The organism is Desertibacillus haloalkaliphilus (assembly GCF_019039105.1).
In the GTDB taxonomy this organism is placed as follows: domain Bacteria; phylum Bacillota; class Bacilli; order Bacillales; family KJ1-10-99; genus Desertibacillus; species Desertibacillus haloalkaliphilus.
The window spans coordinates 124,424-143,566 of the sequence record NZ_JAHPIV010000005.1 but is presented as its reverse complement, the minus strand read 5'-3'; the positions used below and the strand labels follow the sequence as shown (position 1 = coordinate 143,566).

The following is a 19,143-nucleotide window of genomic DNA, read 5'->3' as shown; positions in this document are numbered from 1 at the left end:
CCTTTACGTATAAAGGTCCTTTTTATTTTTTAATGTTTGAAATGACGAACTCCAGTACATACCATCGCGATCCCAAGCTCATCTGCCTTATCTATTGATTCTTGGTCGCGAATGGAGCCTCCTGGCTGGATAATCGCAGTCACACCAGCCTTACCAGCTTCAGTTACCGTATCGTTCATCGGGAAAAAGGCATCTGAGCCCATAACTGCACCAGCCCCTTGCTCTCCTGCTTGCTCAATAGCAATTTTAGCTGCACCAACACGGTTCATTTGTCCAGCACCGACACCTATCGTCATATCGTCTTTTGCCAACACGATCGCATTCGATTTCACATGTTTGACAACCTTCCAAGCAAGCTTTAATGCCTTCCACTCTTCTGGCGTAGGCTCCCGCTTGGTTGGTACTGAAAGCTCTGCATCGGCAAGTCCATAGACATCTTCTTCTTGGACGAGGGCACCACCATGAATCGATGTTACCTTCTTCTCCGCTTCTTCCGCTTGATTTACACCAACTGTAAGAAGACGGAGGTTCTTCTTCGTTGTCAGAACTTCTAGAGCTTCATCTGTAAACGAAGGAGCAATAATAATTTCTAGGAAGATTTCTTTCATTTTCAAAGCCGTATCACGATCTATTTCACGGTTTGCCGCGATAATACCTCCGAAAATCGAAACCGGATCTGCTTCATATGCCTTATCGTAAGCAGCCTCAATGGAGTCACCAATACCTACCCCACATGGGTTCATATGTTTGACAGCAACTACGGCTGGCTCTTCAAATTCTTTTACAATCGCTAGTGCGGCATCAGCATCATTGATGTTATTATAAGACAACGCTTTTCCATGGAGCTGCTCGGCATTAGCAATAGAATTTTCCTCTACTAATGGTTTACTATAGAACGTCGCCTTTTGATGTGGGTTTTCTCCGTATCGAAGGTCCTGTTTCTTCTCATATGTAACCGTCAAAGATTCAGGACTTTCCTCGCCAACCTCTTTTGTTAAATACTCAGAAATTACAGCATCGTATGCTGCTGTATGACGGAATACTTTAGCCGCAAGTTTACGTCGTGTTTCCCCTTCAACAGCACCGCTTTCTTTAACTTCTGATAACACAGTCGAATAATCAGCGGGATCTACAATGACTGTCACATGTTTATGATTTTTAGCAGCAGCTCGTAACATACTCGGTCCACCAATATCAATATTTTCAATCGCATCGGCAAATGTTACATCTGGCTTAGCAATCGTCTGCTGAAATGGATACAAATTCACAACAACAAGGTCAATTGGAGTGATTTCATGGTCTTCTAACTGCTGTAGGTGATCATTTGACTCGCGCATCGCAAGTAACCCACCATGAATTTTCGGGTGTAATGTTTTTACTCGCCCATCTAAAATTTCTGGAAATCCGGTCACTTCTGAAATACCAATGACTGGAACACCTGCGTCTGCAATCGCATTTTTCGTACCGCCTGTGGAAACAATCTCAACACCCGCATCTGCTAATTGTTTGGCAAACTCCACAATGCCTTCTTTATTGGATACACTTATTAATGCTCGTTTGATCGTCATTTCTTGTTTCTCCCTTCAGTTCAAACCTGGTTGATTAGACGTTTATCCTCAAGCAACTCTTTTAATACTTTTGGATATAATTGGTGCTCAACTGTTTGAATTTTCTTCGTTACGTCCTCAATCTTATCTTGCTCGTCTATTTTTACTGCTTCTTGTGCAATGATCGGACCGGTGTCCATCCCTTCATCAACAAAGTGAATCGTCACACCTGTCACTTTCACTCTGGCTTGAAATGCTTGACCAATCGCATCCTTCCCTGGAAAAGCAGGTAACAATGAAGGATGAATGTTCACAATTTTACCTTCATAAGCTTTTAATAGCGTTTCGCCAACCAGCCTCATATAGCCTGCTAATGCGATAAACTCAACGTTTTTTGCCTTTAATTCACGCAATATCTCCTGCTCATACGCCTGTTTCCCTTCAAACTGCTTTGGTGTAAACGTAAACGTCGGGATTCCGTTCGCTTTTGCTTTCTCAATGACTTTTGCATGAGGGCGATCACAGATGAGAACTTTGACATCAACGGCTAGTTGCCCTGCATGCACCGCGTCAATGATCGCACTGAAGTTTGATCCCGTCCCTGAAGCAAATACTGCTATCTTTTTCATACGTGATCAATGCCCCCGATCGTCACACCATCGCCCGCTTTCGTTCGTCCGATGCGAAACGCCTGTTCACCTGATTTTTCTAGTTCTGATAGGACTACTTCAGCATCTTCTTCAGCTACGACAAGCGCCATCCCAATGCCCATGTTAAACGTCGAAAATAGATCTCCCTTTGCTATATTCCCTTTTTCCTCAATAAATGAGAAGATCGTAGGAACGGTCCATGAACCAGGCTCAATGGTAGCGCCCATTCCTTCTGGCAACATCCGCGGGATATTTTCATAAAAACCACCGCCGGTAATATGAGATATACCTTTGATTTGATGGTGTTTTATCAGCTCTAATAGCGGTTTAACATAGATACGTGTCGGCTCTAACAACTCTTCTCCCAGTGTTCGATCAAAGCCATCATACGTTTTTGTTAGATCAAGATTATGGTCATCAAGTAATACTTTGCGAACAAGTGAAAAACCATTACTATGGAGTCCATTTGAAGCAAGACCAATAATGACGTCACCGTCGCTTATTTTTTCACCAGTAATCAGCTTGGATTTCTCAGCAATCCCAACAGCAAAACCAGCAAGGTCATACTCATCTTCCTCATACATCCCAGGCATTTCAGCTGTTTCTCCACCAACAAGAGCACATCCCGCTTGCTCACAGCCATTGGCAATTCCTTTAACGATCGCTTCAATTCGCTCAGGCACAGACTTTCCACAGGCAATATAATCAAGCATATATAAAGGCTCTGCTCCTTGAACAACGATATCATTCACACACATTGCAACAGCATCAATGCCAATTGTATCATGCTTATCAAGCATAAAAGCTAACATCAGCTTCGTTCCGACACCGTCCGTCCCCGAAATTAAAACGGGCTCATTAAGCTGAAAGTTCGAAAGGTCGAACATTCCCCCAAATGCTCCAAGTCCTCCCATTACCTCTGGTCGCATTGTTTTGTTGACATGCTTCTTGATCCGCTCTACTGATTCATAGCCTGCTTCAATATCAACACCGGCTTGTTTATACGCATCCGACATTCTAAATCCCCCTCATCAATTATTTTTTCCGTCCAATCTTAAACTTTCGCATGTGGGTGAAGTGTGTCTGGATAGATTTCAGTCGGGTAACTTCCTGTAAAACAGGCTAAACATTGTCCATGGTTAGGATCTAGATCAGAGCGCCCAATACCGTTCTTTAATCCTTCTATACTTAAAAATGACAGCGTATCAGCACCCATCATCTCTCTCATTTCTTCAATCGATAAATTGGCGGCAATTAATTCATCAGTTGTTGATGTGTCAATGCCATAAAAGCATGGGTTCGTAATCGGTGGTGAACTAATCCGCACATGAACTTCGGTCGCCCCTGCTTCACGTAACATCTTCACAATGCGTCGACTCGTTGTTCCTCTAACAATTGAGTCATCAATGATGACCACACGCTTGCCTTCAACGACTCCACGTACAGCAGATAACTTCATCTTCACGCCTTGCTCTCTTAGTTCTTGTGATGGCTTAATAAACGTCCGTCCAACATAGCGGTTTTTAATTAAGCCAAGTTCATAAGGGATCCCAGCCTGCTCTGCGTAACCGATCGCTGCTGAAATACTTGAATCAGGGACACCGGTAACGACATCTGCTTCAACCGGATACTCCATGGCCAGTTGCTTACCTAGGTTTTTTCTTGCTGTATGAACATTAATGTCATCAATATTACTATCTGGGCGGGCAAAGTAAATGTATTCCATACTACAAATCGCCCTTGACGTCGAAGTTGAAAACATCTCCGAGCGCATTCCTTCATCATCAATGACAAGCAATTCACCAGGCTGTACATCACGTTCATACGTTGCACCAACAACATCGAACGCACATGTTTCTGAAGCAACCACATAAGCTTCACCGATTCTCCCGATGGACAATGGTCGTAACCCATTTGGATCAAGAGCAATCATGAGCTTGTTTTCTGTTAATACTGCAAAGGCATAGGCTCCTTTGATCATCGAAAGTGCGTTCTTTAATTTATCTTCTGTCCTTTGATAGGCACTACGCTTAATTAAATGAGCGACAACCTCTGTATCTGATGTCGATTGGAAAATACTCCCTTGCCCCTCTAGTTGATGCTTTAGTGCATTCGCGTTGACAAGGTTTCCGTTGTGAGCCACCGCTAACCCATCCGTTTGCGATTGGAAGAGAAGCGGTTGACAATTAACAAGTCCACCGCCTCCAGCTGTTGCATAGCGAACATGACCGATCGCCGCTTTCCCATGTAAGGTATCAAGCTCCCCTTGACTAAATGCTTCTGTAACAAGCCCTAAGCCTTTATGAATGGATAGCTCCTCGCCATCAGTAACAACAATGCCTGCTCCCTCTTGACCTCGGTGTTGAAGACTGTGAAGTCCATAGTAGGTAATCTGAGCAGCATCTTTATGTCCCCAAACAGCAAATACCCCACATTCTTCGTTTAAGCCTTTGATTTCAGTAAGCATGGAATAGCTCCTTTCCAGGCCGCTTGAATTTCCTCTGTCGAAGCTTGTAATACGTTTGTGCCGTTTTCATGCGTAACCGTTAGACTAGGCTCGCTTACCACTCGACCAATCACTTTTGCATCGACAAGTTCCTCAAACGTTGCTTGGTTTTCAGGTTTTACCGAAACGATAAAACGTGACTGTGACTCAGCAAACAGGTCAGTAACAACTTCTCCGTCAATTGTCACCTCCGCACCTACTTCTCCGTCAATGATTGATTCTGCTAGTGCGATACTTAGACCGCCTTCAGCGACATCATGAGCACTTTCAACAACACCCGCACGAATCGCTGCTAACAATTGTGCTTGTTTCGCTTGCTCATCTTCCAAATCAATGCTTGGTGCCTTTCCGGAAATTTCTGAGTTCACAAGCTTTTGCAGTTCACTTCCACCAAACTCAGCCTTTGTTTCACCAATTAAGTAGATCAGGTCTCCGGCCTCCTTAAAGGACTGCTTTGTAATATGGTCAAGATCCTCAATTAAGCCAACCATTCCAATGACTGGTGTTGGATACACAGCAACACCATTTGTCTCGTTATAAAGCGAGACATTCCCACCAATCACTGGCGTTGATAGCGTATGGCATGCTTCACTCATGCCATCTGTTGACTTTTCAATTTGCCAAAAGATTTCCGGGTTCTCTGGGCTACCGTAGTTTAAGCAATCCGTAACACCTAACGGTTGACCTCCAGAACAAACAATATTGCGCGCAGCTTCAGCGATTGCAATCTTGCCACCAACTTCAGGATCCAAGTAGATGTAACGTGAATTACAATCTGTCGTCATTGCAAGAGCTTTTCTCGTTCCACGAACCCGAACAACAGCTGCATCAGAACCAGGGCTTACTACCGTATTTGTTTGTACCATGTAATCATATTGATCATATACCCATTCCTTGCTAGCAACCGTCGGCTGTGCAAGTAAGTTTAAAAACGATTCTTTCACATCGCTAATAGCAGGAATGAAATCATCTTGCTTTTGAAACTCCTCGTAATACGTTGGCATGCTTGATGGCTGGTGATAAACCGGTGCATCTTCAGCTAGTGAATCGACAGGAACATCGGCAACAATCTCACCATTATGGTAGAGTCGTAGTCTTTGATCATCAGTCACACGCCCAACCTCAGTCGATAATAGTCCCCAACGATCAAAAATGTCTTTGATCTCTTGCTCTCGACCTTTTTTAACGACGATTAACATACGTTCTTGCGATTCTGATAGCATCATCTCGTATGGTGTCATACCTTTTTCACGTTGTGGAACTTTGTCAAGGTCCATTTCAATCCCTGAGCCAGCTTTACTAGCCATTTCTGCCGATGAAGACGTTAGGCCCGCAGCTCCCATATCTTGAATACCGACAAGTGCATCTGATTGAATCAATTCTAAGCAAGCTTCAAGTAATAGTTTTTCCATAAATGGATCTCCAACTTGAACCGCTGGCCTCTTCTCGTCTGAGTTCTCACTCAACTCTTCTGAAGCAAATGTCGCTCCATGAATACCATCTCGACCTGTGCTTGCTCCTACATACATCACCGTATTGCCAACACCTTTGGCTAGACCTTTTTGAATGTCTTTATGGTCGATTAAACCAACACACATCGCATTAACGAGCGGGTTGCCCTCATAACAAGGATCGAACTGAACCTCACCACCAACGGTCGGTACACCGATACAGTTTCCGTAACCTGCAATCCCTGCGACCACTTCTTCAAAAAGATATTTTACTTTCGGTGAATCTAGTTCTCCAAAACGGAGTGAATTTAACAGCGAAATTGGACGAGCTCCCATTGAAAACACATCACGGAGAATTCCTCCGACACCTGTAGCAGCTCCTTGATAAGGTTCAATCGCTGATGGGTGGTTATGACTTTCGATTTTAAATACAACCGCTTGTTCATCACCAATATCAATGATTCCTGCACCTTCACCAGGCCCTTGCAGCACCTTTTCCCCATCCACAGGGAATTTCTTAAGCACGACTTTTGAGTTTTTATAGCTACAGTGTTCAGACCACATCACGGAAAACAAGCCTGTTTCCGTATAGTTTGGTCTCCGTCCTAAAATGTTTTCTACCATTTCAAACTCTTTGTCTGATAACCCCATTTCAGTATAGAGTCGTTGTTCTTTAATCATTTCTGGTGTAGGTTCACGGTGTAAGGACATGGGTTTCCCTCCAATTTCGTAGAATTGATTTAAATAACTGCAAGCCATCTGCACTGCCAAGTAATTCATCAACAGCACGCTCAGGGTGAGGCATCATCCCAAGGACATTGCCGTTTTCATTACAAACCCCAGCAATGCGATCTCTTGATCCATTGATGTTGTCTTTATAACGGAACACAATTTGCTTGTTATCTAGTAAATGTTGTAACGTCTCATCGTCACAGTAATAGTTCCCATCACCATGGGCAACCGGAATCGTGATCACTTCATGATTTTCATAACCTGTCGTAAATATCGTTTCATTATTTTCGACGATCAATTCTACTTGTCGACAGATAAACTTCAAGTTCTCATTTCGCTTCATAGCACCTGGCAGTAAGCCTGCTTCTAGCAGCACTTGAAAGCCATTGCATACACCTAATACAGGTTTGCCTGCTTCTGCAGCTTGCTTAACAGCTTCCATAATCCGTGCGAATCTAGCAATCGCCCCAGAGCGTAAATAGTCACCATAAGAAAAACCACCTGGAAGTAAAATACCATCAAAACGGTCAAGATTATCTTCTGTATGCCATACGTACTCAACCTCTTCCCCTAATTCATCCTTGATGGCATGGAACATATCAGCATCACAGTTTGAGCCCGGAAATACGATTACTGCAAACTTCATGAGGGAATAACCTCCTCAACTTCATAGGTATAATCTTCAATAACTGTATTCGCAAGCAACTTCTCACACATTTCTTTTACTCTAGTATCTAAATCGTAGTCGCCCTTTTCTAAGGTCAGCTCCATATATTTACCAATTCTTACTTCCTGTACTTCGTTATATGTTAATGCGTGTAATGAGTTTTGCACGGCACTTCCTTGTGGATCAAGGACACTCTCTTTTAATGTGATATATACCTTTACTTTGTACATGCTGATCCCCCTAATCGATTTAAAATTTCTTGATAAGCATCTTGGATTGTTCCAAGGTTTCTTCGGTAGACGTCTTTGTCAAATTTTTCATTGCTATCGATATCCCACAATCGGCAAGTGTCCGGTGAAACCTCATCTGCAAGAAGAAGCTCTCCAGTACTCGTTAGCCCAAACTCTAACTTGAAATCAACGAGTCGAATGTTTACAGATTTAAAATGGTTAATCAAAGCTTCATTGACTTGTAAGCCAACCTTTCTCATTTGTTGCAGCTGTTCTGGTGTAGCAACCTTTAGTAGTTTAATATGGTCTTCAGCTACCATCGGATCACCGAGATCATCATCTTTGTAATAATACTCAACGATTGGCTCGTCGAGCGGTGTGCCTTCTTCCATACCAACGCGCTTCGCTAAACTTCCAGCAACGATATTACGAACGACAACTTCCAATGGAATGATTGTCACCTTTTTAACGAGCTGCTCTGTTTCTGATAACTGTTTAACAAAGTGATTGTGAACACCAGTTTCTGTTAACCGTTCAAACAGTAGTGAAGTAATTTGGTTATTTAATTTCGCTTTCCCAACAACTGTATCTTTCTTCTCACCGTTAAATGCTGTCGCCTCGTCCTTATACTCAACCCATAATACGTTTGGGTCTTCGGTCTTAAAAATTCGCTTGGCTTTCCCTTCATATAACAACTCTTGTTTTTCCACGCTTAGGACCCCCAAAAATCGGAATATTTAAACTTTTTATTTTGCAGAGGGAGCAAATACGCTCCCTCTTTTTTTGTTTTTAGGCTAAACCAACACGGTCAAAAATGGTATCAACATGCTTTAAGTGGTGATTATAATCAAAGCAGTTTTCAATTTCCTCTGGTGTCAGTACAGAAGTAATTCTCTCTTCCTGCTCCACGAGCTCACGGAATTGAATCCCTTTTTCCCATGCTTCCATCGCTTTTGGTTGTACAAGATCATACGCTTCTTCACGTACCATGCCTTTGTCAATTAACGAAAGCAGGACACGCTGTGAATAAATTAATCCATATGTTCTTGTCATGTTGCGTTTCATGTTCTCAGGGAAAACCGTTAAGTTTTTGATGATATTCCCAAAGCGGTTGAGCATATAATTTAGGGCAATTGTTGCATCAGGAAGAATAATTCGTTCGGCTGATGAATGAGAAATGTCACGCTCATGCCATAACGGCACATTTTCATAAGCGGTTAGCATATGCCCACGAATCACTCGCGCTAGCCCCGTCATGTTCTCGGAACCGACTGGGTTTCGTTTATGAGGCATCGCTGATGATCCTTTTTGACCTTTAGCAAAAAACTCCTCAACTTCACGCGTCTCACTCTTTTGCAGACCGCGTACTTCAACCGCAAACTTTTCAATTGAAGAAGCAATAAGTGCTAATGTTGCTAGATAATTGGCATGGCGATCACGCTGCAAGGTTTGCGTTGAGACGGATGCTCGTTCAAGGCCAAGGTTCTCACACACATATTGTTCAATAAATGGATCAATGTTGGCGTATGTACCAACAGCTCCTGATAATTTACCTACACGTACACCTTCTGCTGCTTGCTTGAAACGCTCAATGTTCCGCTTCATCTCTTCGTACCAAAGAGCGAGTTTTAACCCAAAGGTTGTTGGCTCAGCATGAACACCATGAGTACGTCCCATCATGACTGTATATTTATGTGCAACGGCCTTGTCTTTTAAAATCTCTAAGAAGTTTGTTAAGTCCTTCTCAAGAATCTCATTCGCTTGTTTTAGTAAGTATGATAATGCGGTATCTACAACGTCTGTTGAAGTTAACCCGTAATGGACCCATTTTCGCTCTTCTCCTAAGCTTTCGGAAACCGCTCGTGTAAATGCCACGACATCATGTCGAGTCTCTGCTTCGATTTCATGGATGCGCTCAACATCAAATGTCGCTTTTTCGCGAATTTTCTCCACATCACCTTTTGGGATATCCCCAAGCTCAGCCCATGCCTCACAAGCAACAATTTCAACCTCCAGCCAAGCTTTAAAGCGGTTCTCCTCTGTCCAGATCGCCCCCATTTCAGGGCGTGTATAACGTTCAATCATTTCAGTTCCTCCAGTCTTTTTCCTAAATTACCTGTCGTTGTCATTTTATCATACCTACCAAATGTTCAGCGCTTCAGCTTTTTCTAATGCCTCATCGACATGATCTGCAAGAATATTCACGTGCCCCATTTTCCGTTTTGATTTCGCTTCCTCTTTCCCGTACAAATGCAACTTCACGTCGGAAAACTCAGGAATTTTGTCGATCACAGCATCGACATGTTCACCAAGTATATTCACCATAACGACCGGCTTTAATAAGTTTGTTTCCCCTAATGGCCAATCGCAAACAGCGCGAATATGTTGTTGAAATTGCGACGTTTCACATGCATCAATCGTATAATGACCAGAGTTATGCGGTCGGGGCGCTAATTCATTGACATAGATGTCACCACTTTTTGTTAAAAACATTTCAACGGCAAGTGTACCCACCATTTCAAACGATTGTGCCAGCTTCTTCGCAATCTCTTCTGCTTTTTGTTCGACATGAGCCGATATACGCGCTGGTACAATCGATTGATGTAGTATATTGTCGCGGTGAATATTTTCAGCAACCGGGAACGTCTTCACTTCACCTGAGACACTTCTTGAAACAATCACTGACAATTCCTTTTCAAATGGAATCCATTGTTCGAGTACAAGCTGTCCTTTGTTTTCTAGCGTTTGATAAGCCTGTTCAATATCAGCTTGTTCTTTAATCACGACTTGCCCTTTACCGTCATAGCCACCTCGGCATGTTTTTAACACTGATGGCGTGCCAATCTCATCAATGGCGGCTATTAAATCGGCAAACGACTCGATAAGTCGATACGGGGCTACTTGGATGGCAAAGGACTCAATCGCACGTTTTTCACGGCCGCGATCTTGAGTTACCGATAATAGCTGGCTTCCTTGCGGTAAGTAGAGATTATTTTCAAGCCAAGCTGCCGTATCCGCATTGATATTTTCAAATTCATACGTTAGTAGTTGACATTGTTCAGCTAACTGTTTGGCACCATTTAGATCATCATAATTAGCGATCACTTCAACATCAGCGACTTGACCGCACGGAGAATCCGCTTTTGGTTCAAGCACGGCAATCTTATAGCCCATCTCTTTTGCTGCAATTGCCATCATTCGTCCAAGCTGACCACCGCCTAGTATTCCTAATGTGTCCCCTGGTTTAATCAACTTGTTCATAATGTTTCACTGCTTTCTAACACTTTATCTGAGGTTTCTTTTCTTCTTTTTTCAATTCTTTCATCAATGGCTGGAATTTGTGTTCCAAGCATTTGTGCTGCTAAGAGGCCTGCATTCGTTGCTCCTGCCTTACCGATCGCTACTGTCGCTACCGGAACACCACCCGGCATTTGCACAATCGACAAAAGTGAATCAAGTCCATTTAAGGCCTTCGATTGCACCGGGACACCGATAACAGGAAGCGTCGTTTTCGCTGCTACCATCCCAGGTAAATGTGCAGCGCCGCCTGCCCCTGCGATGATGACTTTGATGCCACGTTCTTTGGCTTGTTCTGCATATGAAAACATAAGATCAGGTGTCCTATGCGCAGAAACAACCTTTTTTTCAAACGGAACCTCTAGTTCTTCTAGTACCTTACACGCATGCTCCATCGTTTCCCAATCTGATGTACTCCCCATAATTACACCTACTAAAGGGTTCATTTTTGAGTCCTCCTAGCGCTAGTTATCTATCCTTCTATTAATCTATACAAAAAAACCTAGTGCATGGTTTTGTTTCTTCTAGGCGAGAAAGCAAACCAACACTAGGCGTTAGCGTCATCTAAAACTGCTTGACTGCAACATAGTTGTTTAAGGCTTTCCCTCATAGTCTAATGATTTATGGTCATTAGGTAGAAACTTATGGGCCATATTCCCAAGATTATATGAGGTATGTAATTGAGTACTATTTCTGTTGCTTTTATAGTAGCAGTTTGTAAGATTACTTGTCAACGAAAAATCGAACAATGTTTTAACATTGTTATTAATTGTTCGTATTTTACTGCAGTTTCCCTTCGAAAATAATTTTTTGCCGTAAATAAACAGGCTCAATCTTGCCATTCTTTTTTTCTTCTTTAAAAACAGGTTGCTCAAACCTACGAGTTGGCATATACCCTTCGTTCTGCATTCGTTTCAAACAGTCATCAATCGTTTCATTTTCCTGAACTTCAAATCGTTGTTTTGCTGGCTTTTTACTCACCGTGACTTCAACCCCCAAATTCTTTTCACTTCGAGCTCATAAAATAATCTTATCAACAGTTTACCCTTTTTCATTCTAGTCCAATCACCTAAACATCGGCAACTAGCTTTTAGAAGTGACAATAACGTGACAAGTCAACCCTTCCTATGTCAAGACTATAATCGTGTCATAGCACTATCTGAACACTGTAGGTACAGAAGCGCAAAAAATCGCGGCAGTCGAGATTTTCCCGACTACCGCGATGGAGATCTTCATACAGCATCGTATCAACTTTGCTTATCTAACCCAAGAAGCTCCAATGATAATTAAGAGGATAAACAGCACGACAATTAACGCAAAGCCACGTCCCGCACCGTATCCATACGTTGGAGCGCCATACCCGTAACCTGGACCATAGCAACCGTACACAAGAACACCCCCTTTGATGCTAACTACTAATAAACTATGCAGTAGGGTGCTATGTTGTTTATGATAACAGCGGAATTAGCTCTCGCAGTCCCCAGCTTACGTTATCAATGAAAGATCGTTAATAATAATACCCATTCGGATAGTAATACTGAGGATAAAAATTCATTTGCTGATAGCTCGTTTGAAGCTGCTGTTGCTGTGCAGATCGGTATGGGAGGTGTATGCTCTGATCGTAAGGGGTAAGCGTAGTATGTGATCCATAACCTACAGCATAGTCTTGCGATGGCCAGAGGACATTTGTCAGCTTTTTATATTTAATAGGTTCGTCACTAACATAGGCACAGACATTTCCTTTTGTAACTGAATGGTGCTTGTGTAAACCCTTATGACCTGACATTGACGGGATGATTACTTGTGTACCCTCAAGAATGCTAGCCGGATCATGAATATGTTGGTTATAGTTAAGCAGTAAGTTAACATCAATATCATACTTCTCTGCTAATACATATAGCGTTTCTCCATGTTTACAATGGTGAGTTTTCAATGATATTCCTCCTCTAAGCAGATGTCATCATATTCATATTCAAAAACAATTGATTTTGGTATTTGTACCGAGAATTTTTTGTCATTCCAATCTTATCATCAGACAACCACCCAACTTTAACTATGAAGTGATTGTAATCTATACAAGGTTGTCCCGGTTTTCATACTAATAAAGAAAGGACAGTGACGAGGGAGGTAAGGATGATGAGAAAATATCGGCATCAAACCAATATTCATCACTTAAGCATCAATCATGCTCGAGGAGGTTCCATTAACTTTGGCCCCTCGATTCATAAGGGCCACCAAGCCAACTCAAAGTTTGTTGCTGGAGAATATATTATTGGCGACGAATTTAACATTTGCTGTCCTCCTAAAGAAAATGAAAACGATGAAGAAACTAATAGTCCTATAGAAAGTGTGTCCGAGAAAGCGATTGAACAGCTATTTAACGAAGAGGATGATAACGAGGAATCGGAAAACAACCTAAAGAAAGATCAACCATTTGATTAAGGAGCAGCAGCACCGAAAATAAAAAAAGGATGTCCCAGAAAAGTGATTTCCATCATCATTTGGGGCATCCTATCTTTAGGTAAACGCCTTTATTTAAATTTAGGAAAAAATCGAAATTGGCTTTGAAATACCTTTTGATAATTTGTCGCCTCCATTAAGGCTCTCTCTTCAATCGGTATTCGAATGATCATCATTACCGCATTTAGAATCGTAAATACAACCGCTGTTACATAAGCCTGAAACAATAGTGGTAATGCAATCAACTCTGTAGCAACAATGACATAGTTAGGGTGTTTCATAAATCGATAAGGTCCTTTGGCAATAACCTCAGCCCCAGGTAGGACAATAATTCTTGTATTCCAAAATACCCCTAACGAAGACAAGCTCCATGCCCGCGCTAGTTGGGCTGCTCCAAAAAGAAGAAGCGGGAACCACCACCAAGTAAATAACGACCGATCAAATAACAGAACTTCTGACACGAACGAGGCAAAAAAACCGATATGGAGAGCAACAATATATTTGTAATGCTCTCTACCAACTTCATAACCGCCTTTTTCCTTTATCACTAGCGCATTTTTATTTGCAATCAAAAGCTCAATCATTCGCTGTACGATCACCACGCTAATCAGCATGAAAAACAGTGCCATCCAATGACCTCCTATCTCCACTCTACCAAGAGTAGCTCCGAACTAAACCCCGGCCCTAAAGCCCCGATAAGTCCGGTCTTCCCTGCTTGTGGTAATTGTTTCATAAACTCAAGCAACACATATAAAACCGTTGGAGACGACATATTTCCATTGTGCTTAAGGACTTCCCGAGAGATGGATGTCATGTCTCGCTTCGAGTCGAACATCTGATCATAAGCATCTAGCACTTTCTTCCCTCCCGGATGGGCAATAAAATAATCAACATGATCAACTGTCAACTGATGGCTTTGTAAAAACTGCTCAACAATCGTGGAAAACCACTGCTCAACCAAAATCGGGATACTTCTTGCAAAGACAACATACAAGCCATCATCTTCAACATCCCACCCCATCACATCTTCTGAATCGGGCAATAATTGTGAGTTCGTAGCGACAATATGTGGGAGTGACTGATGTTTTGACAACCTATCTCTTACTTCGTCACCAACAAGTAAAACGCATGCGGCCCCATCAGCAAATAGAGACGTACCAATTAAGTTACTTTTCGTTTGATCATCTCTCTGAAAGGTTAGACTACATAACTCGATACAAACGACGAGTACTTTCGATGTCGGATAGGCTAAGCAATGTTCATAGGCACGGCTAATTCCAGCCGCACCACCAGCACAGCCGAGACCCCAAATCGGAATCCGCTTCACATCTGATTTAAAAGGTAGACGGTTTGCTATTCTCGCCTCAATACTGGGGGTAGACAGTCCTGTACTTGAGATGAAATAAATGGCATCGATCTCACGACAATCAATTCGATGTTTTAAGAAAAGTTGATTCTCTAGACATTTCTTAACGGCTGATACACCATAATTGACCGCACATTCTACATATAAATCATTTCTCTCCTTAAAGGAATGCTCCTTATCGTACCAGTGAAGTGGCATCGCAAAGTGACGTTGCTTAATTTGGCCATTATTAAACACACGAAGCAGACGCTCAATATCAACAAATTCTTCCCGAAATGTCTCTCTAGCCAGTTCAATCGCTTCTTCCTGAGTCACTGTATGTTCTGGTTTATGCGTACTAACAGATAGAATGGCTGGCATGATTTCCTCCTATATTAGAAAAACAATCTATTTACCTTTACTATTTACAAACAGATGGAAAAAAATGCGAACAACAATTGACAAATGTACAGCACCATAACAAATACCACTTGTTGGTTATAAAAAAAACCATCAGTTCATACACCATAGGAGAAGTAGAATTAAAAGGTGGTGTCCGACGTTGATGGAACGGAAGGTTGAACAAATTGAAGGCTATCTAAATCGGTTAGAGAAAATGATCGTAGACACCAAAAAAGATCTTGAGTCTCAAATTGTTAATCTCACGAAAGAGCAACAAGATAGTCAAAAAGATCCTCATCCACAGAAGATGGAACTTGATTCGATGCGTTCTTTACAATTAAAAGTTGACTATTTAACTGCAGCAAATGAACAAATGTTCCAACAAAACCAACGATTACGTGAGTTTATCCAAGAATCATTGGAAAGCGGAGAGGTACCAACGAAGGAAGGCTATGTACGCGCTTTACGGGGAGACTTTTAAGTGCAAACCTAAACCAATCTTCATATAAAATATATTTGATTGGTTTTCACTTGTGTCATCCGCCCATAAGAAATCATAGGTTATTAGTAAGGCTAATATTCGGGAGGATGTTACGTTGACACACGTGAATAACATTGTTGGTATTCGGGTGAATAATGCCTCAAATAACGCCTCAATTAACTTTGGGAACACCGTTCACAAAGGCCATCAAGCGAATGTAAAAATGAGTGTCGGTTATTTCCAAGCAGGCGATGCAAACTATAGTCCACTTCAATTTAACAATGCCAATCTTGTAAATGATCCTGATGTAAAAGATCAAGCGCAAGCGCAGATTTAATTCTAAATCAAGGCTCTGTTAGATGATCGCCTATGCTAACAGAGCCAATAGAAAGGACTTAAGCGTATGCAAATCAATATTAAAACGATCAGGATTAACTCGATTAGTACAATCGGATCTTTAAATATCGGGAAAACGGTCTTTACTGACAACCATTCCTCATCCGCTCGGTTTCCGAAGCCCTTTTATGAAGAGATTGAGCCTAAGGAAGAGAACAACAATAATGAAAATAATGATGAAGAAAACGAAATCATTGAGATTGGAACACTTGGCTTACCCCCACAATCGAATTAAATTCCCACTCTCAGTGCGCAAAAATACAAGTCATGTATCAATCAACAAAGCCATAGAGTAAGTAGAGAGTCACAATAGGGGGCGATATCGATTCATTACTATAATTGGGGTTATCCCTATTTTCAACCAAAAGCTTGGGATTACGAACAACCCACATATGATTATCCGCAATCTACTTACCAAACAGATGATCCATATTTACCTAAAGCAACCAACAATAAAAAAAATGAAGAAAATGAAGACCTAAATGAGGTCAAGCCTAATCAAACTCTAGCATTATTAGAAAAACTCCAAAAGAAAATCGAAGAAATTGAAGAAGAAAACCAGCAACTAAAAGAAAAATTGGAGTCCATTCAACCGATTAATATCGAAAACATCAACTACAAGGTTCAAGAACTAACGGTTAAAGAATTGTCGGGGACACTTAATATTGGAATGACCGCACTTACAGACCCAGAAAACATTAAAGAACTCATTAAAGAGCATGAAGACATTACATTTAATGATTTGAATACAGAGGAGTTTAATGAAATGGAAGACCTAGAAAACGAAGAAGGGCCTGAAGTAACAAATGCTAATACGAACCAAACATAAAAAACAAAAGACCAAAGACCATCGAATCTTTTCTAGATAAAATGGTCTTTGGTCTTTTCATATTAAAGAAACTGTCATTCTTCATCCAAATTCTTTATGTTTATCTTTTGTTTCGCTTGGTTTGAACGAATCAAGCGATGTAAGTGGATCACTAATAAGCCACGCTGAAATGCCGCATCAACTTTATCATCACGAACTGGATAAGGTAATTCTAATGTGCGCTTAAATGGTCCTTGTGGAATTTCTTCTTGAATGAGACGAAACCCACTAAAATCAACGTGAACAGATCCCCTTACTTCAAGCGTGCGCTCGTAGGCATAAATATCAACGTCTTCAAGTTTTAAGCCTGGCAAGGAAAAAACACATAATAATTCATTGCCTGTTTCATAGATATTAACTTTTGCAGGGCTATTATCATTGGCTAAGTTTTCAAAGTTTGAAAAGAAATCATCACCTAAAAATTTCGGCAACATATCCTTCCAATTGTTTGGTAAATAATTGTTCATACGCCTCCCCCTTACGCCTACTCCTTTTACATATACATATGCTCCAGTCAACAATGCTGTGCCTATCCAATTAAGAGTTACGGTTAGGGAATATCCACTTCTTATCTTTTATACGTTTTACCCAGAAATTTTTAAAAGATAGGTACATCCTTACAAATGATACATACGATGAAAGAGTAAAGTAAAGTTAGGGGGCGATGACATTCTTTACACATATGAACAATATCCTTGGGATTAGGATTAACCAAACGTCGAACAATGCCTCAATGAACTTCGGTCATGCTGTTCATAAAGGACACCAAGCAAACTCGAAACTTAATGTCGGTTATGGGCAACCAGGGGATGCCAACTTCAGTCCATTACAATTTAACAATGCTAACTTAACGAACGACCCAGACGCTGTCGATCAGGCTCAAGCACAAGTTTAATATCTTTTACGTTGATGAGGAATGAGTGTGGCTATTTTGCATACCGACCACTCTGCCATTCGTTAACATTAACCATCCCTTCTAATGTGCGCAGTGCTTCTTGTTCATTCTTCGGTAGTTCTGCGGCCTCATAAGACGGAAGCATCCGAAATAGGCGTGCAATCCTCGGTAAATGTAAATTGGCCTTTCTTATTAATTCCTCATCAACTAATAAATCTGGTCCTCCCATAGCAAGTAGCTTCCCTTCTCTCATCAGAATAATATGATCAGCCCAGGAGGCTGCAAAATCTACATCATGTGTCGATAGAATGATCGTTTTACCCATAAAATGCAACCCCTGTAAAAGTCCAGCTACTTCATCTTGGCCAACTGGATCAAGGTAGGCCATCGGTTCATCCAAAATAACAATTTCAGGTTTCATCGCTAATATCCCCGCAATCGCCACTCGTTTTTTTTGCCCATAACTTAAATGATATGGCGCCTTTGTCTTAAACTCACGCATACCGACAGAACCCAAGGCAACTTCACAAACCTCATGAATTTCTTCTTCTGATAAGCCTAAATTCCTCGGTCCAAACTGGACATCCTCCCAAACTGAACCTGAGAATACTTGATCATCAGGATCTTGAAACACTAAGCCTACTTTTTGCCGGATCGTTTTTGCTGTTTTTTTCGTAAGCGGTACACCCATAATCGTAACGGAACCTTCCTGCGGGAGTTTTAAGCCATTTAAATGATGTAGTAATGTCGATTTTCCAGCACCATTTGGTCCAAGGATCGCCACTTTTGCCCCAATCGGTATCTGTAAAGATAAACGATCCACCGCCTTCGTTGAATCTGGGTATTCATAAACAATATCATTTAAATTAATCGCGTCCATATGCCCCTCCTGTTTTGCAAACTTGATACTAGAGCTCTTTTGTTCTATCCATACATAACAAACCACAAAAAAAGAACACCCTCAAGCCATACGTCATCTAAAGGACGTCGAGAGATAAACAGCAATACAGAAACCAATTCAATAAGCAACCATATTCTCACACTATTCTATGAAGCACGCCATTCAAAACGACTTACATGAAGGACATCTATCGGTCTTTTTCTTGCTCATTTTGTTCTTCATCAGCTTCATGAAGGACATTTCTCATCCTTTTCTTGCTCATTTTGTCCTTCAGCGGCTTCATGAAGGACATTTCTCATCCTTTTCTTGCCCATT

The 19,143-nt window shown here is 41.5% G+C and carries 24 protein-coding genes and 1 riboswitch; of the genes, 6 read left to right on the top strand and 18 right to left on the bottom strand.

From position 1 onward, the window contains the following. Positions 1-29: 29 nt before the first annotated feature. From purH to KH400_RS07185, 14 genes are all read right to left on the bottom strand, one after another. A complete protein-coding gene (gene purH / locus KH400_RS07250) occupies positions 30-1,568 on the bottom strand; it encodes a bifunctional phosphoribosylaminoimidazolecarboxamide formyltransferase/IMP cyclohydrolase (RefSeq protein ID WP_217223418.1) in 1,539 nt (512 codons plus the stop codon). Positions 1,569-1,588: 20 nt separating this feature from the next. Then, on the bottom strand, positions 1,589-2,176 hold the full coding sequence (gene purN / locus KH400_RS07245; protein WP_217223416.1) for a phosphoribosylglycinamide formyltransferase: 588 nt from the start codon (positions 2,174-2,176) through the stop codon (positions 1,589-1,591). Then, complete coding sequence (gene purM / locus KH400_RS07240; protein WP_217223415.1) at positions 2,173-3,213, bottom strand: phosphoribosylformylglycinamidine cyclo-ligase; 1,041 nt, start codon at positions 3,211-3,213, stop codon at positions 2,173-2,175. The genes purN and purM overlap by 4 nt, the downstream gene beginning before the upstream one ends. A gap of 38 nt (positions 3,214-3,251) precedes the next feature. Further along, positions 3,252-4,664 carry an amidophosphoribosyltransferase gene (gene purF, locus KH400_RS07235; RefSeq protein ID WP_217223413.1) on the bottom strand — a complete coding sequence of 471 codons (1,413 nt, stop codon included), beginning with the start codon at positions 4,662-4,664 and terminating at the stop codon, positions 3,252-3,254. Continuing rightward, positions 4,640-6,865 carry a phosphoribosylformylglycinamidine synthase subunit PurL gene (gene purL, locus KH400_RS07230; protein ID WP_217223409.1) on the bottom strand — a complete coding sequence of 742 codons (2,226 nt, stop codon included), beginning with the start codon at positions 6,863-6,865 and terminating at the stop codon, positions 4,640-4,642. The genes purF and purL overlap by 25 nt, the downstream gene beginning before the upstream one ends. Next, a complete protein-coding gene (purQ, locus tag KH400_RS07225) occupies positions 6,849-7,532 on the bottom strand; it encodes a phosphoribosylformylglycinamidine synthase subunit PurQ (protein WP_217223406.1) in 684 nt (227 codons plus the stop codon). The genes purL and purQ overlap by 17 nt, the downstream gene beginning before the upstream one ends. Further along, on the bottom strand, positions 7,529-7,783 hold the full coding sequence (gene purS, locus KH400_RS07220) for a phosphoribosylformylglycinamidine synthase subunit PurS (RefSeq protein WP_217223403.1): 255 nt from the start codon (positions 7,781-7,783) through the stop codon (positions 7,529-7,531). Before purS ends, purQ begins: the two co-directional genes overlap by 4 nt. Further along, positions 7,771-8,493: a phosphoribosylaminoimidazolesuccinocarboxamide synthase gene (gene purC, locus KH400_RS07215; protein ID WP_217223399.1), complete on the bottom strand. Its 723-nt coding sequence runs from the start codon at positions 8,491-8,493 to the stop codon at positions 7,771-7,773. The genes purS and purC overlap by 13 nt, the downstream gene beginning before the upstream one ends. A 79-nt stretch (positions 8,494-8,572) precedes the next feature. Next, complete coding sequence (purB, locus tag KH400_RS07210) at positions 8,573-9,868, bottom strand: adenylosuccinate lyase (RefSeq protein WP_217223396.1); 1,296 nt, start codon at positions 9,866-9,868, stop codon at positions 8,573-8,575. 54 nt (positions 9,869-9,922) lie between these two features. Further along, positions 9,923-11,044: a 5-(carboxyamino)imidazole ribonucleotide synthase gene (purK, locus tag KH400_RS07205; RefSeq protein WP_217223393.1), complete on the bottom strand. Its 1,122-nt coding sequence runs from the start codon at positions 11,042-11,044 to the stop codon at positions 9,923-9,925. Then, positions 11,041-11,526 carry a 5-(carboxyamino)imidazole ribonucleotide mutase gene (gene purE, locus KH400_RS07200; RefSeq protein WP_217223391.1) on the bottom strand — a complete coding sequence of 162 codons (486 nt, stop codon included), beginning with the start codon at positions 11,524-11,526 and terminating at the stop codon, positions 11,041-11,043. Before purE ends, purK begins: the two co-directional genes overlap by 4 nt. Positions 11,527-11,669: 143 nt before the next feature. Next, a riboswitch (purine riboswitch) is annotated at positions 11,670-11,771 on the bottom strand. A gap of 89 nt (positions 11,772-11,860) precedes the next feature. Then, complete coding sequence (locus KH400_RS07195) at positions 11,861-12,061, bottom strand: NETI motif-containing protein (RefSeq protein ID WP_217223389.1); 201 nt, start codon at positions 12,059-12,061, stop codon at positions 11,861-11,863. Between the two features lie 276 nt (positions 12,062-12,337). Beyond that, on the bottom strand, positions 12,338-12,469 hold the full coding sequence (locus tag KH400_RS07190; RefSeq protein WP_217223387.1) for a YjcZ family sporulation protein: 132 nt from the start codon (positions 12,467-12,469) through the stop codon (positions 12,338-12,340). A 118-nt stretch (positions 12,470-12,587) separates the two neighbouring features. Continuing rightward, on the bottom strand, positions 12,588-13,013 hold the full coding sequence (locus KH400_RS07185; protein WP_217223385.1) for a LysM peptidoglycan-binding domain-containing protein: 426 nt from the start codon (positions 13,011-13,013) through the stop codon (positions 12,588-12,590). A gap of 200 nt (positions 13,014-13,213) precedes the next feature. Between KH400_RS07185 and KH400_RS07180 the strand changes: the two genes are divergently transcribed. Then, entirely contained in the window at positions 13,214-13,522 is a 309-nt protein-coding gene (locus KH400_RS07180) for a hypothetical protein (RefSeq protein WP_217223383.1), read from the top strand. Positions 13,523-13,611: 89 nt separating this feature from the next. On the opposite strand, the gene KH400_RS07175 is transcribed toward KH400_RS07180, so the two are convergent. Both KH400_RS07175 and KH400_RS07170 read right to left on the bottom strand, forming a co-directional pair. Continuing rightward, complete coding sequence (locus KH400_RS07175; protein WP_217223381.1) at positions 13,612-14,169, bottom strand: isoprenylcysteine carboxyl methyltransferase family protein; 558 nt, start codon at positions 14,167-14,169, stop codon at positions 13,612-13,614. Between the two features lie 11 nt (positions 14,170-14,180). Then, positions 14,181-15,266: a type III polyketide synthase gene (locus KH400_RS07170; protein ID WP_217223379.1), complete on the bottom strand. Its 1,086-nt coding sequence runs from the start codon at positions 15,264-15,266 to the stop codon at positions 14,181-14,183. Positions 15,267-15,447: 181 nt separating this feature from the next. Between KH400_RS07170 and KH400_RS07165 the strand changes: the two genes are divergently transcribed. The 4 genes from KH400_RS07165 (at position 15,448) to gerPC (ending at position 16,993) form a co-directional block, all read left to right on the top strand. Then, positions 15,448-15,768, top strand: a complete 321-nt coding sequence (locus tag KH400_RS07165; RefSeq protein ID WP_217223377.1) for a hypothetical protein — start codon at positions 15,448-15,450, stop codon at positions 15,766-15,768. 124 nt (positions 15,769-15,892) lie between these two features. Next, complete coding sequence (locus KH400_RS07160; RefSeq protein WP_312889085.1) at positions 15,893-16,105, top strand: spore germination protein; 213 nt, start codon at positions 15,893-15,895, stop codon at positions 16,103-16,105. 66 nt (positions 16,106-16,171) lie between these two features. After that, positions 16,172-16,399, top strand: coding sequence for a hypothetical protein (locus KH400_RS07155; RefSeq protein ID WP_217223374.1), 228 nt, complete (start codon positions 16,172-16,174; stop codon positions 16,397-16,399). 84 nt (positions 16,400-16,483) lie between these two features. Continuing rightward, positions 16,484-16,993 (top strand): spore germination protein GerPC, encoded by a 510-nt coding sequence (gene gerPC / locus KH400_RS26390; protein WP_217223642.1) that lies wholly within the window; start codon positions 16,484-16,486, stop codon positions 16,991-16,993. A 74-nt stretch (positions 16,994-17,067) separates the two neighbouring features. Here gerPC and KH400_RS07145 read toward each other — a convergent pair whose 3' ends face one another. Then, positions 17,068-17,499 (bottom strand): Hsp20/alpha crystallin family protein, encoded by a 432-nt coding sequence (locus KH400_RS07145; RefSeq protein ID WP_217223372.1) that lies wholly within the window; start codon positions 17,497-17,499, stop codon positions 17,068-17,070. A 197-nt stretch (positions 17,500-17,696) separates the two neighbouring features. Here KH400_RS07145 and KH400_RS07140 point away from each other — a divergent pair, with 197 nt between their 5' ends. Next, complete coding sequence (locus tag KH400_RS07140) at positions 17,697-17,927, top strand: spore germination protein (RefSeq protein WP_217223370.1); 231 nt, start codon at positions 17,697-17,699, stop codon at positions 17,925-17,927. Between the two features lie 31 nt (positions 17,928-17,958). Here KH400_RS07140 and KH400_RS07135 read toward each other — a convergent pair whose 3' ends face one another. Then, positions 17,959-18,807, bottom strand: coding sequence for an ATP-binding cassette domain-containing protein (locus KH400_RS07135; RefSeq protein WP_217223368.1), 849 nt, complete (start codon positions 18,805-18,807; stop codon positions 17,959-17,961). Between the last annotated feature and the right edge of the window lie 336 nt (positions 18,808-19,143).